General features: G+C 71.7%; 13 protein-coding genes. 3 read left to right on the forward strand and 10 right to left on the reverse strand.

Annotated elements, in window-relative coordinates:
• Positions 1–66: 66 nt before the first annotated feature.
• From M2157_RS18985 to M2157_RS19000, 4 genes are all read right to left on the reverse strand, one after another.
• Entirely contained in the window at positions 67–1,110 is a 1,044-nt protein-coding gene (locus M2157_RS18985) for a hypothetical protein (RefSeq protein ID WP_280865788.1), read from the reverse strand.
• On the reverse strand, positions 1,110–1,772 hold the full coding sequence (locus M2157_RS18990; protein WP_280862954.1) for an RNA polymerase sigma factor: 663 nt from the start codon (positions 1,770–1,772) through the stop codon (positions 1,110–1,112). The genes M2157_RS18985 and M2157_RS18990 overlap by 1 nt, the downstream gene beginning before the upstream one ends.
• Positions 1,773–2,201: 429 nt before the next feature.
• Positions 2,202–2,999 carry a hypothetical protein gene (locus tag M2157_RS18995; RefSeq protein WP_280865789.1) on the reverse strand — a complete coding sequence of 266 codons (798 nt, stop codon included), beginning with the start codon at positions 2,997–2,999 and terminating at the stop codon, positions 2,202–2,204.
• 38 nt (positions 3,000–3,037) lie between these two features.
• Positions 3,038–3,655, reverse strand: coding sequence for an RNA polymerase sigma factor (locus M2157_RS19000; RefSeq protein ID WP_280862956.1), 618 nt, complete (start codon positions 3,653–3,655; stop codon positions 3,038–3,040).
• Between the two features lie 272 nt (positions 3,656–3,927).
• On the opposite strand from M2157_RS19000, the gene M2157_RS19005 reads away from it, so the two are divergent.
• On the forward strand, positions 3,928–6,186 hold the full coding sequence (locus M2157_RS19005) for a peptidoglycan recognition protein (protein ID WP_280865790.1): 2,259 nt from the start codon (positions 3,928–3,930) through the stop codon (positions 6,184–6,186).
• 4 nt (positions 6,187–6,190) lie between these two features.
• Here the strand turns inward: M2157_RS19005 and M2157_RS19010 are convergent, their stop codons facing one another.
• Both M2157_RS19010 and M2157_RS19015 read right to left on the reverse strand, forming a co-directional pair.
• Positions 6,191–7,663 carry an MFS transporter gene (locus tag M2157_RS19010; RefSeq protein ID WP_280865791.1) on the reverse strand — a complete coding sequence of 491 codons (1,473 nt, stop codon included), beginning with the start codon at positions 7,661–7,663 and terminating at the stop codon, positions 6,191–6,193.
• A gap of 89 nt (positions 7,664–7,752) precedes the next feature.
• Positions 7,753–8,175 (reverse strand): hypothetical protein, encoded by a 423-nt coding sequence (locus tag M2157_RS19015; RefSeq protein WP_280865792.1) that lies wholly within the window; start codon positions 8,173–8,175, stop codon positions 7,753–7,755.
• A gap of 210 nt (positions 8,176–8,385) precedes the next feature.
• Between M2157_RS19015 and M2157_RS19020 the strand changes: the two genes are divergently transcribed.
• Positions 8,386–8,847: a DUF1877 domain-containing protein gene (locus M2157_RS19020; RefSeq protein WP_280862960.1), complete on the forward strand. Its 462-nt coding sequence runs from the start codon at positions 8,386–8,388 to the stop codon at positions 8,845–8,847.
• A gap of 27 nt (positions 8,848–8,874) precedes the next feature.
• On the opposite strand, the gene M2157_RS19025 is transcribed toward M2157_RS19020, so the two are convergent.
• The 4 genes from M2157_RS19025 to M2157_RS19040 all read right to left on the reverse strand — a co-directional run bounded on the left by M2157_RS19025 (position 8,875) and on the right by M2157_RS19040 (position 12,725).
• The gene (locus M2157_RS19025; RefSeq protein ID WP_280865793.1) at positions 8,875–9,516 is read right to left on the reverse strand and encodes a hypothetical protein; all 642 of its coding nucleotides are present in this window, start codon (positions 9,514–9,516) and stop codon (positions 8,875–8,877) included.
• A 76-nt stretch (positions 9,517–9,592) separates the two neighbouring features.
• The gene (locus M2157_RS19030) at positions 9,593–10,096 is read right to left on the reverse strand and encodes a hypothetical protein (protein ID WP_280862962.1); all 504 of its coding nucleotides are present in this window, start codon (positions 10,094–10,096) and stop codon (positions 9,593–9,595) included.
• Between the two features lie 86 nt (positions 10,097–10,182).
• On the reverse strand, positions 10,183–10,950 hold the full coding sequence (locus M2157_RS19035) for a DUF4328 domain-containing protein (protein ID WP_280862963.1): 768 nt from the start codon (positions 10,948–10,950) through the stop codon (positions 10,183–10,185).
• A gap of 122 nt (positions 10,951–11,072) precedes the next feature.
• Positions 11,073–12,725 (reverse strand): glycoside hydrolase family 20 protein, encoded by a 1,653-nt coding sequence (locus M2157_RS19040; RefSeq protein WP_280865794.1) that lies wholly within the window; start codon positions 12,723–12,725, stop codon positions 11,073–11,075.
• Between the two features lie 155 nt (positions 12,726–12,880).
• Between M2157_RS19040 and M2157_RS19045 the strand changes: the two genes are divergently transcribed.
• Positions 12,881–13,393: a 2-oxo-4-hydroxy-4-carboxy-5-ureidoimidazoline decarboxylase gene (locus M2157_RS19045; RefSeq protein ID WP_280862965.1), complete on the forward strand. Its 513-nt coding sequence runs from the start codon at positions 12,881–12,883 to the stop codon at positions 13,391–13,393.
• Positions 13,394–13,497: the final 104 nt, after the last annotated feature.

Here is a 13,497-nt window from a genome sequence, read left to right on the forward strand (position 1 = left end):
GTCACACCCACCGCGACCGAAACCGCGGTGGGTGAGAAAAGTGCAGGTCAGCTATGGGGCGAGCGGTCAGATCGCGCTGTACGACGGGCTCGGCCCCGGGTTCGGTGACATCGTTGCCCGGGGCGAGGCGAGCGGGGCGTCGGAGGTGCCGCCGTCGGGGGCGTGGTGGTTCTTGCGAGGGGACGTGAACCGGCTGTCGTTGTGGCCGTGGCCGTTCCGGTCGCCGTGGCCGCTCTTGTCGTTGTCCTCGCTGCTGCCGGTGTCCTCGCCCTTGCCGTCGCCCTTGCCGTCGCCCGTGCGGTCGCCGGGGGCGGACTGGGCCTCGCCCCGGGTGTCGGCGCCGGACAGGACACCCCGGCAGTACTTCCACACCCGCGAGGTGCCGCCCGCCGCGTCCTCCAGGGCACGCTTGCGGGTGGGGTCGAGGTTCTTGCCGTCGCGCATGTCCCGGCAGGCCGAGGCGGATCCGTTCCAGTCCCTGCGGGGTCGTACGCCCGGGCCTTCGGAGCCCGTGTCGGGGGCCGCGCCGGTGTCGCCGCGTGCCGTGTCCCGGGAGCCGGCCCCGCCGGAGGGGGAGTTCTCGGGCGAGGGCGCGACCTGAGGGGCCGAGGGCGAGACGAGCGGGGTGTCCGGGGTGGCGGCGGCCGACACCGACGCGGCGGGTTCCGGTTCGCCGTCCCCGAGGTGCGGCAGGACTCCGATTCCGGCCGCGACGGCCACTCCGCCGACCATGCTCGCGGCCAGTACGGCGGCCAGTCCGAGGTGCGTGGGGCGCCGCCGGCGGGGACGGCCGGCCCCCGCGTCCGGTGCGCCGATCCGCACGACACCGGCATCGGTGCGGCCTGCTCCGGACCGGTGCCGGCCCCGGGCGACCGGGCTCACCCAGTCGTCCGCACGATCCGAGCGCACCTTGCGGAACGCGGCCAGCGCGGCCTCCTCGCCGGGAAGTCCGCCGCTGGTCGGCGCGGGTTCCGCGGTCAGCGCCTCCAGCGTTTTCGCGAGGCGTTCGGCGTGGTCGCGGTCGGCCGCGTCGACAGCTTCCAGTGACTCGCCGCGCAGCAACCGCTCCGCTGTCTCGAGGTCCAGCCACCCGTAGCTCTCGTCGGCCATCACATGTCCTTCTGCGTCCGCGGACGCATATGCGTCACACTCGCGGACGTCACCGCACTGTCCTGCGGTTCTCGCTGGGGCGGCAGGGCATCGAGCGCACCGGCCGATTCCGGATCCTCGCCGAGGAGCTCGGCGAGCCGTTTCAGACCTCGGTGCGCGGCCGTGCGTACCGCGCCGGGACGCTTGCCGAGGGTCTCGGCGGCGGTCTTGGCATCCAGGCCGACCACCACGCGCAGCACGACCGCCTCGGCCTGGTCCTGGGGCAGCCGGGCGATGAGCGAGAGGGTGCTGCCGGTGGCCAGCGCCTCGATGGCCTCGCCCGCGGTGTCCGACTCGGCGGGCTTTCCGGTCAGCTCGGTCTCGTCGCCGCCGATGGCGGGCCGGCGGCCGCGCATCCGGATGTGGTCGAGGGCGCGGTTGCGGGCTATCCGTGCGGCCCAGCCGCGGAAGCGGTCCGCGTCCCCGTCGAACCGGTCCAGGTCACGGGCTATCTGGAGCCAGGCCTCGGAGGCCACGTCCTCGGCGTCCGGGTCACCGACCAGCGTCCGGACGTATCCGAGCAGCCGCGGGTGCACCGCGCGGTACACAGTCCGGAACGCGGTCTCGTTCCCGTCCTGTGCCGCAAGCACCGCGGCAGTCAACTCCGCGTCGTCCCCCAGCACCCGTGAATCCTCAATACATGGTCGCGATCGATGGTCGCCACTTCGAGCCGTCGAGGGGTTGTGGTGATCGCTCGAGAGTCGCGCTGATCATTCAACTTCCGCGCCCGGCGCGAAAGGCACGTTACGACCTGAAACCGCTGCTCGTCCATGTCCGTACAAAATGCAACTACCTCGTGATCCGTGGCGGGCTCTGCAGGGTGTGACAGAAACCGCACTCTTGGCGCTGAAGGAAGTACGGGCCGCCGCGCGGCCCGTACCGCGCGACGGCCGGGGCCTCTCCTGTGGGGGGTGGCGGCCCCGGCCGTCTCCGCGGCGTCTACGGCTCCGCCGGTCGGCTCTGGCGCGGTCCAACCGGAGATCCTGATCCAGGCTGTCATCGCCGCAGGCTGAGCGGGCTGAACGCGGTCAGCGGGACTCGGCCGCGACGGGTCACTGCTTCCCGGACTTGTTCTTGTCCGCGTTCTGGGGGTCGCTCGCCCCGGCCGTCTGCTTCCCCGGTTTCGCGCCACCCGCGTCACCCGCGGCCCCCGCGTCACCTGCGGCCCCCGCACCGCCCGCGTCATTCGCGCCGGCCGTCCCCGCGTCCGTGCCCGTCAGTTTGGCGCAGTAAGCGCGCACGTTCCCCTCGCCGCCGGCCGCCGTCACGAGCCGCTGGTACGCCGTGGAGTCCAGTGCCTTGCCCCGGCCCCGGAGGTTTTCGTAGGCGCGGCAGCGGGCCAGGGTGTCCTTCGCGGTGGGCGGGCGCTCGGCCGGGGCGGACGGGGTCGGCCTCGCGCTGCTGTGCGAATCGGCCGGGGTGCTCGCCGAGACGCTCGGGCGTACGTCCTTCCCGCCCGTCGCGCCCTTGGCCCCACCACTGCCCGCCGAGTCGATCGCCGCGTAGGCGACACCGCCGAGGGTGAGACTCGCGAGGAGCACCGAGAGCGTCGCCTTCAGCGAACGTGCCCGGCGCCGCTGCGAGCGGGGCCGCCAGTCGTCCCGCCGCCGGGTCCGCGCCCGGTGCGCCCCGGCGTCCCGCTCCGCCCGGAAGGCGGCCACGGCCCGCAACTCCCCCTCGCCGTCGGACTCCCCACGGAGGGCCGCGACGAGCAGGGCCTTGAGGGGACCGTCATCGTGGGCAGCCTCGTCGTACGGCGGCCGCCCATCCCGTGCCGGCCGGCCCCGCAGGGTCTCCTCCCGGCGCGCATGCCGACGGCCGGAGGCATCGCCGCTCCGTTCGTCACCCATGCCGTGTCCATCCCTGTCCGACGTGGCGTCCTCGCCTGTCATGTCGACTCCCCCAGCGTCCGGGGGCCATCATCCGTCACACTCTCGGCGCCCAACTGGTGCGCCAGCCGCTTCAGCCCCCGGTACGCCGCGGTACGCACCGCGCCGGGGCGCTTGCCGAGGACGCGGGCGGCCGCGGGACCGTCCAGTCCGACGACGACCCGCAGCAACACCGCCTCTGCCTGGTCGCGCGGGAGCCCCCGGACCAGTTCGAGGGCGTACTCGGTGGAGAGGGACTCCAGCGCCTGGTCGTGGGTGCTGTGCGGGCCGGGCAGGTCCAGCATGTCCTGCTCCAGCGCCGCCGACCGGGGCCGCACCCGCTGCCGGCGCAGATGGTCCAGGGCCCGGTGCCGGGCGATGGTCGCGGTCCAGCCGCGGAAGCCCGCCCCGTCACCCCTGAACCGGCCCAGGTCCCGGGCGATCTCCAGCCAGGCGTCCGACGCCACGTCCTCCGCGTCCTCCCCGACCAGCCCGCGCAGATACCCGAGCAGTCCGGGCTGCACCAGCCGGTAGGCGACCGCGAAGGCGGCCTCGTCGCCCTCCTGGGCCAGCGCGACGGCCGCGCCCAGTTCCCCGTCGTACGCCTGCACGCGGCGGGGTTCCCCTCCCTGGCCCAAGAACTTTCCTGTCCGTACCGGTTCGTGGCGATTCCGCACCGTTCGGCGCGGTCACACCCTTGCCCATGTCCCCCACGGTCAACAGCGCCGGACCTCACGGAAGTGTCACAGCAGCTTGGACATACCGGGCACCCAGCCTCGAACACCTGTGACACCTGGCAGTGTTCGTACGCTGTGTAGATGCCACCTGTGTGACAGGTGGTGTTTCTGTGACCAAATTCAGGGGTGGGGTAGTGAGTCGTCGAAAAAGCCGTGCGTACAGACCGCTCAGCATGAAGCGGAGGGCGTGGCTGACACTCGGCGCGGTGGTTCTGGGAGGCGGCGGCATCGCGACCTACGCCGCCGCCAGTCCGTCGAACGACGCCGCGGGGGACGTGCAGCCCAAGCGGCCGGTGAAGGTCTACGACCTGACGCTGAAGGGCACCGCGGCCGGCAAGCGGGAGCTGCCGCGCACCGAGACCAAGGAGTTCTCGCTGCTCGGTGTCTCCTGGACGGGGGTGACCAAACCGCTGGAGGGCAAGGCGCAGGTCCGTACCCGCAGCAGCGACACGGGCGAGTGGACCGCCTGGCAGGACCTGGAGACGAACATCGACCCGCCGGAGGACCCCGAGGAGCGCAGCGGCGCCCGCGGCGCGTCCGAACCGCTGTGGGTCGGTCCCTCGGACGGCGTGCAGGCGCAGGTCGTCCACGAGGACGGCACCACAAGTGCCGGACTTCCCAAGGGACTTGAGGTCAACCTCGTCGACCCGGGCATCGCGACCGCCGCCGAGCAGAAGAACGCCGGCGACGACACGGACCCGGCGGCGTTCGCCGCGGACGAGACGCCGACACCGACTCCGACCGACTCGACGTCGCCGACCGACTCGACGTCACCGACCGACTCGACGTCACCGACGGCCACGGTCTCCGCTTCGGCTTCCGAGTCGGCTTCGGCTTCGGCGTCCGCTTCGGTCACCGCCTCCCCGACGCCGACCCCCACGCCCACCGCCACCATCCCCACCGCGCCCCCGTCGACGGTCCCCGAGCCCTCGATGGTCTCCCGCGCCGGCTGGGGCGCCGACGAGTCGCTCAGCCCCGACCCGTCGGAGTACAACGCCGATGTGAAGGCCGTCTTCGTGCACCACACGGACGGCTCCAACGACTACTCGTGCGCCGACTCCGCGGCGATCGTGCGCGGCATCTACGCGTACCACACGCAGACCAACGGCTGGAACGACATCGGCTACAACTTCCTCGTCGACAAGTGCGGCACCATCTTCGAGGGCCGCAAGGGCGGCGTGGCCCTGCCGGTCCTCGGCGCGCACACCTACGGCTGGAACCGTGAGTCCACCGGCATCGCGATCCTCGGCAACTACACCGCCGCGGGCGCCTCGAACGCCGCCCTCACCTCGGTCGCCCGGATCGCGGCCTGGAAGCTCGGCCAGTACGGCGTCGACCCCAACTCGACGGTCCAGCTGAAGGCGGGCGCGACCCAGAAGAACCTCGCCGGTACGAGCTTCACCGGGGGCAGTCTCTACACCTTCAACCGGATCTCCGGCCACCGCGACGGCTACGCCACCGAGTGCCCGGGCAACTCCCTGTACGCCCAGCTGCCGACCATCCGCGCCTGGGCGTCCGGCCCGGTGCAGGGCCTGAAGCTCACCTCGCTGACCGGCGCGGCCCTGTCCGGCTCGACGTACTGGACCAAGGGCGCGATCACGGCGAAGTGGTCGGCCACCACGCCGGGTTCGCTGATCTCGAAGTTCGAGCTGCTGGTCGACGGCAAGGTCGTCGCGACCACGTCCGGTACGGCCACCTCGGCCGGCACCACCCTGGCCGCGGGCAGCCACAAGGTCGCCGTACGGGCCGTGCACCAGTCCGGCAAGACCGCGACGACCACCGCGCTGACGGTCGCGACCGACACCACCGCGCCGACCTTCTCCACCACCCCGAAGATCACCCTGCGCACCGGCACGGTCAACACCACCGCCGTCCCGGTCACCCTCGGCTGGAAGGCCGCCGACTCCCAGGCCCTGAAGCAGGTGAGCCTGCTGTCCCCGACGACGGCCACCTTCGGCCCGACCACCACCAGCTCCAGCCGTACCGCCAAGCCGGGTACCGCGAGCATCTGGTCGATGAAGGCGTACGACTTCGCGGGCAACACCCGTACGTCGTCCCCCTCGTACACGCCGATGATCCTTCAGGAGACCTCGGCCACCAAGTCCGGCAGCTGGACGACGCGTTCCTCCACCAGCTACCTCGGCGGCAAGTCGTACTCCAGCGGTTCCAAGGGCGCGAGCCTGACCTGGACGTTCACCGGCCGGTCCGCCGCGTGGGTGGTCTCGCGGGCGTCCACCTCCGGGCAGGCGTACGTGTACGTGGACGGCACCAAGGTCGCGACCGTCGACCTGAAGTCCTCGACCACCGCCTACCGCCAGGCGATCTGGACCAAGTCGTGGTCCAGCAGCGCCAAGCACACGGTGAAGATCGTGGTGGTGGGCACCAGCGGCCGCCCGACGATCACGACGGACGGCCTGGTCTACATCAAGTAGCGCCTCAGCCCAGCGTGTCCACCGGCTCGGGCGCCCGCTCCCCCGCACCCTGGGGAGTGGGCGCCCGTTCCGCGTTCACGACGACTCCCGCGATCAGCGCGGCCAGCAGCAGCGCCCCGAACGCCCACCAGGTGGCCACGTTGAAGCCGTGCACCGTGGCCTCGGCCTGGAGCAGCCGCTTGTCGACGCCGGGTCCGGCGTGCGCGGTCAGGTAGGTCGCGGTCGCACTCGCGGCGATCGTGTTCAGCAGCGCCGTACCGATCGAACCGCCCACCTGCTGGGCCGTGTTGAAGGTCGCCGAGGCCGCCCCCGAGTCACGCGGCGCGACACTGCCGGTGGCCAGCGAGATGGAGGTCATCATCGCCGTACTCATGCCGAGACCCAGCATCAGCATCCCGGGCAGGACGTGCGAGGTGTACGCCGGCTCGACGCCGACCTGCGCGATGATCGCCAACCCGCCCGCGGCCACGAGCAGTCCGGGCACGATCAAGGTCCTCGGCGGCACCCTGCTCAGCAGCCGTGCGGCGATCTGCGTCGAGCCGACGATCATCGCGGCCGTCATCGGCAGATACGCGAGCCCGGTCTTCAGCGGCGACCATCCAAGGACGCCCTGCAGGTAGTAGGTCAGGAAGAGGAACACGCCGAACATCCCGACGGTGACGAACAGCACGGTCAGGAAGGCGCCGACGCGCTGCCTGTCCTTGACCACCGACATCGGCAGCAACGGCACCCGCGCCCGGGTCTGCCACACCGCGAAGGCGGCGAGCAGCACAACTCCGGCGACCAGCAGGGTCACCACCAGCCCGTCGTCCCAACCCCGGGACGCCGCCTCGGAGAAGCCGTACACCAGGGACACCATGCCGCCCGAGCCGAGCAGCGCGCCCGGCACGTCGAGATGGGCGTCGGGGTGCCGTCCGCCGGGCGCGAGGATCGCCCACGCGCCCGCGAACGCGACCAGCGCGATGGGCACGTTGACGTACAGACACCAGCGCCAGTCCAGATACTCGGTGAGCAGACCGCCCGCGAGCAGCCCGATCGCGGCGCCCGCCCCGACGATCGCCCCGAACACCCCGAAGGCCTTCGCGCGGTCCTTGGGATCGGTGAACGTCGTCGCGAGCAGCGACAGCGCGGCCGGTGCGAGCAGTGCGGCGAACACGCCCTGCAGGGCCCGCGCCCCGAACAGCATCCCCTGCCCCGTCGCGGCCCCGCCGAGCGCGGAGGCGGCGGCGAAGCCGACGAGCCCGATCATGAAGGTGGTCTTGCGCCCGGCGAGGTCGGCGATCCGGCCGCCGAGCAGCAGCAGTCCGCCGAAGGCGAGGGTGTAGGCGGTAATGACCCACTGCCTGTTCCCGTCCGACATGTTCAGGTCGGCCTGGGCGGACGGCAGGGCGATGTTGACGATGGTCATGTCCAGCACGACCATCAACTGGGCGAGCGCGATGACGACCAGCGCCCACCAACGACGGTTGTCGGCCATGACCCCATCGTGCGCCTGCCGCCGCTCCCTTGGGAACGGCAGCGTCTCTTATTACGGTGTTTTTGCCTCGGGTGCCGCCGCCTCCGCGGTCAGCTCCGCACGGCGCCCGTCGCGTCCCGGCACAGCAGTCGCAGCGAGCCGTCCCCCGCGAAGCAGCGGCGGGCCTCGTCCACCGGGTCCCACAGCCGTCCGTCGGGGGTGCGGACCCAGTGGTCGCCGCCGCTCGTCCACCACTCGGCACCGGCCTGGCGGACGACGACCTCACCGGCGTAGGCGCCGAGCCCGCGCAGCACGGTCTCCACGGCGGCGTACGGCGCCCCCTCCCGCCGTATCTCCTCGATCAGCCGGTCGACGCGCCACAGGCTCTGCGCCGAGTAGTCGAGCCGGACGCGTGCGCCCTCGCGCAGGGCCGACACCGCGTCGGCCGCCCAGCGCACGGGCTTGGTCGCGGCGGAGGGCCTGGTTGCGGCGGAGGGCCTGGTTGCGGGCATGGGTGCCTGGCGGGTCGTCATATGAGCCGTCGTATGAGCCGTCACATCAGTCATCACTTGGGGAAAGCGTGTCAGCGAGGTGTTTCGTCACCCGGATCGGGGCCTTCGCGCGGACCGGTGCAGGACCGACCCACCTTCGCCGTATCCCTCTCCGGACGGTCACAGGACCCTCTCCGTCGCGAGGTTGACGCCGGAGTGACGATTCGGCCCTCCGCTGCGCTCCTGTCTCTGATGAGTGACTACTTCCATCTCCGCGCGGTGCCGCCCTCGGCACTGCGCAACAGCGCGAACTGGATGCAACGGCTGTTCGAGGACGACTGGGACGCCGTCCGCGAACGCATCGGACGGCACCGGGAGGAGGTGCTGGACAAGTCCTACCTGGACCACGAACTCCTCTACGCCGGCGCCGAGGTGGTCCTCGGCGGGCTGCCGGTCTACCCGGGCGACCACGACAAGCCCCCGTTCCTGCTCCTGACGGCGGCACGGGCGAACCGTGTCTCGGCGTACCTCGGTTCGGCCGACTTCGAGGCCCTGTGGCTGGTCGTCCGCGAGGAGTTGCTGCCGAGACACGGCGGTGCGGCCGCGGAACGGGAGGCGCGGGGGGTGTTCGCGGCGGCGCACCGGGATCTGACGGCGTTCTACGACCAGACGGCGCGGTACGGGGACGCGGTGGTCAAGTGGCTCGTCCAGTGAGCCGCTCCTCCACCGGGCCGCCCTCCGTCACCCTCGCCGCCGGCTCCTCCGGGACACCACCGCGCGCAGCACCCGGCGGCCTTCCGTCGACACCTCCAGGGCCGGACGCAGGCCTGCCGGGCCGTGGCCGGCGAGGAGTTCCAGGACGGTGATCTGGCGGCGCAGTTCGGCGGCGACGAGGGGAGACATGCCCTCCGTACGGCCCTCGCGGCGGGCGTCGACCGAGTCGCCGGCGCCCGTCAGGGGGTCGAGCAGCCCGTGGATCCGGAGCGCGGCGACCGAGCAGGCGTCGGCCCACACCCGTACCCCGGCGGCGGACCGTTCCACCGGCGCGGCGGCGAGCATCCGGCGGGCCAGCAGCACGGCCTCGTCCTCACCGGAGCCGGAACCGGAACCGGAGCCGGAACCGGAGAAGTCGCCGGAGCCACCCGCGTCCGGCTCCCCGCCGCCTCCGTCGGCCGCTCCGAACTCGCCGCCCAGTTTCCCCCGCACCTGCTCCAGCCGTTCGCCCCACTCCGCGGCCCCGGCGTCCTCCGCGAGCCCCGCCCACAGGGGCCGGAGAACCTCGTCGTCGCCACCGAGCAGCGGTACACAGCGATCCAAACAAGCCAACCCGCTGGCGGCCAGTCCGCGTTCGTCGGCCTGGCCGATCAGCTCCACCAGACTCATCCACGCCTCCCTCGCCGAGCGGTATCCCCTAACGGAACCCGCACTTCCCCTTACTGCGCGCAATGGCCCGGGAGTGTCACAGGGGCACCACACCGAGCCGGTCGAGCATACGGAAGAAGAGGTTTTCGGCCAACGGGTCGGGATCGGCGCTCAGTACGTCGAGCAATGGCTCCTCGGCCACCTCGCGGCCCGCCTCCGCCGCCCAGGCGACGGCCCGCGCGGCCGCGTCCCGGGGTTCGAGGAAGTAGTCCTCCAGGGTCAGCCCCTCCTCGCCGCCCCCGATGTACTCGGCCATGGCGGAACGGGCCAGACAGGTCGTCCAGGCCCCGCTCTCCGGCCCGGCCGCCTCCAGGACGACCGACGCACTGTCCATGACGTATCCGAAGAGCGCGGGCGAACCACTCTCCAGGGCAAGGGCGTTCATGTTGCCGACATCGCCCTCGCCGTTCGCGTACTCCCAGACCTGCCATCCGTCGGGCGCCGACTCGCGTAGGACCATGCCCTCGGCTCCGGCCAGCGCGTCCAGTTCGGCGAGCGGCCGCTCCCCGCGGCCCACGACGAAGTAACCCCAGTAGCCCATCCCCGGTCCCCCTGGCTGCTCGGTACGGCTCGGGCCCGAATACACCACATTCGTACGGCAGTTCGCAGCAGGATGGACCAAATCCGTCATACGGCGACGGGCACCGCGGGTCCCTGGCGGGCCTTCTCGTCCTGCATCCGGGTGAGCCGGAGCACGACGGCGGCGGCGACCAGGGCGGCCACGAGGTCGAGACCGTCGGCGACCATCAGCTGCGTCATGGAGTCGCGGATCTCCTGGGAGGTGTCGGCCTCCTCGAACGCGGTGTACAGGACCCGCCCGATGGTCTGGGAGAGGAGCCACAGCGTCCACCAGACGTTGATCAGGGCATGCCCGCCGGGCTTGTCCCCCGTGCTGCTCGCGTCCCAGATGTCGACCACGACCCGGCGCGGGTACCACAGGCTCGCGATCGGCACGACCCAGCCGGCGATCACCCAGGCCCGCGCCTTGTGGTGTCCGTCCGGGGCGAACACCTCGGCGTTGCGCCGGACCCGCCACAGCCAGATCACGAAGACGACGGCGCAGACGACCAGCATGAGCCCCTGGGCGGCACCGGCCACGCCGGTGAGTGTGTCCGCCAGGTCGGCCCGGTCCAGTACGGCGCCCCCGGTGTCTCCCACGGCGAGGTCGCCCGTGACGTCGTACATGAGGAAGTCCGCGCCGAGGGCGAACGCGTCGACGGCCGCCATCACTCCGAGCAGTACCGCGGTGGCGCGCCCGAGCCCCACCGGCGAGCGCAGCCAGATCTTCGGTGTGACACCGGCCGGCGGGGCCGCGAACCCGGCGGGCGTGGCGCACCCGGCGCACAGAACGCCGTCCGGTGCCGCTTCGGCATGCAGGCAGCGCGTACAGAGCATGGTGAGGTCCCCCCGAGGTGCGGATGATCAGCAGACCGCGCGGGTTCTCCCCAGAGCCTCACGCGCGGCATGCGGAACATACGGTTCGACGGCCCCGTACGTCCACAGGAATCCGCGGTTCCTCAGCTCAGCCGGTCCGCGAGCGCCTTGAACCGCGTCCAGGTCAGGGCGGGCTTCCCCGGATCCCACAGCTTCTGCACGGTCGCCCGCAGCGGCATCCGGATGCCTGTCGCGACCTGGTCCTGCGTCTGCGCGTTCGGGAAGTCGCACCACACCGCGAAGTAGCCGCCGAGGATCTGGCTGTCGTACTTCGAGGGGACGGGTGTCGTTCCGCGGATGACTCGCGGGGTCCACTCCTCGTAGATCCGCTGTCCCGTCGGATAGTAGAACTGGTTGGGCTGCCCGAGGACGTAGTAGAGGAACTTGTCGTTGTAGTTGACGACCTTGCGCCCCGCGCTCAGATACTCCACCGGCTGCCGGGCGCCTATCTCCTTGCCCGTCCAGTACCCCACCCGGATGTCGTCGGCGGCGCGGACGGACGTCCCCCGGAAGAATCCGTCGTTCCACGCGATCGGGGCCCGGCCGTGCGCCCGGACGGTGTCGGCGCGGTCGTTGAGCCAGCCCGTGGTCAGGTCCTCGACGGTGGCGCCGGCGCCGTAGGCCTCCCTGGCGGCGGCGGCGAGCTGCGGGTAGGTCGCCTCCGGGTCGGACACCATGAGCGCGCGGTACTCGTCGCCGCCGAGGTGCCAGTCGGCGCCGGGGAAAAGGCCGGCGTACTCGTTCAGCAGGTCGTCGACGATCTTGGCGGAAGCGGGGTTGGAGATGTCGACGGCCCCGCGCGCCACGTTCCCCGCCCCGCTGCGCAGCTGGAGCTCCGGGTGGGCGGCGATGACGGCCCCCAGGTGTCCGGGCGAGTCGATCTCCGGTACGACGGTGATGTGCCGCTGCGCCGCGAGGGCGACGATCCTCTTCACCTGCGCCTTGGTCAGGTGCTCCCTCGACACGATCTCCGGGTGCGAGTCGGACTCGATCCGCCACGCCTGGTCGTCGGAGAAGTGCAGCTGGAGCCGGTTGAACTTCAGGTCGCCCAGCTCCCGGACCCGGTCCTCGATCCAGCCGGCCGTGAAGTTCTTGCGCGCGATGTCCAGGAGGAACCCGCGCACCGGCTTGGCGGGCTCGTCGCGCACGACGCCCTCCGGCGCCGTGGCGCCACCGTGCACCGCCTGCTTGAGCGTGCGGGTGCCGTAGAACACCCCCGCGTCGTCCGGCCCGCTGATGGCGACCCGCCCGCCGCGCACGGTCATGCGGTACGACTCCGGGTTCGCGCCCTTCCCGGCATTGACCGAGAGGCGTACGTCCCCGGCGCGTATGTCGTCCTTCCGCCCGGCGTACGTCAGCCCCAGCTCACCGGCGAGGAGACGCCCTTCGTCGGCGAGGCCGGCGTTGTTCACGACCACGCGCCGGCCGGGGGCGGGACGCCAACCGGGACCGCGCTCCGGGGTGTGGACGCGCACGGCCGGGATGGTGCGGGGTGTGCTGGACAGGGGGTACGACCGGGTGGGGCTGGGGGTCGGGCTCGGGGCCCTCGAAGGGGTCGGCGCGCCTTCCACTCTGCCGCCCATGGGTGACTCGGCCTGGGACCGGGCCGATCCGGCCGGGCCGCTGTCACTGCCCGCCCACAGACCGAGACCCACCCCGGCCGCGACGGTGACGGCGACCGCCCCGACGATCAGCCCTCGTGCCTGCTTCTCCGTTCGCTTCCTGTGCTGGCTCACATCGCCAACCTAGGGCCTTGTGAGTGAGGACCGCGTCCCGGACCCGTACCGAAACTCCCCCGTGCGGGTGAAATTCGGGCATCCGTCGGACAGATCATGTCCACTCTCGATAACGTAACGTCACACCGCTCACAGCTTCCCCTGCCGAAACACACGTGACGCCCACACATTCTCCTGGCCGACTGGCCATACCGTGCCTGCCCACCGTCCTGGACGCCTTCAACATCGCGCCCGCCGACGAGGCCAGGCTCCTTCTCCTGGACTGCCTGCGCAGCCTCCGCTGGGCGGAGCGGGTCACGGCCCACCGCCCCTATCCGACCGTGGAAGCGCTGCTGGCCGCGTCGGACGAGGCGGCGTACGACCTGACCGTGTCGGATCTCTCCGAGGCCCTGGCGGCCGAGAAGCTCCCCGTGGTGCCCGAGGGGGCGTATTCGGCAGCCCACATGGCCATGGACGCAGCCCAGGCTGCCTACGCGGCCCGCTTCGGCCACGCCTTCGTCATCTGCCTGGACGGCCTGCCCGCCGCTGAGGCCTTGGACCATGCACTGGCAGGCATCCGGTCACGATTGACAAACGATCCGGAGGACGAGCGAGTGGTGGCGGCAGAGGAACTCCGCCGCATCGCGAGGGGCCGGTTGGTGTCCTCCCTCAGGGGCGCGGGGCTGTAGTCGGCACATAAGCGTCGAGACCACCCCATTAGCCTCCGAGTACCCCCATCTGCGTGCCACTTTGATCACACAGGTAGGCCCCGGCTAAGCCCAGCGGCAGCGCA

Origin of the sequence: Streptomyces sp. SAI-127, assembly GCF_029894425.1 — a bacterium.
Taxonomy (GTDB): domain Bacteria; phylum Actinomycetota; class Actinomycetes; order Streptomycetales; family Streptomycetaceae; genus Streptomyces.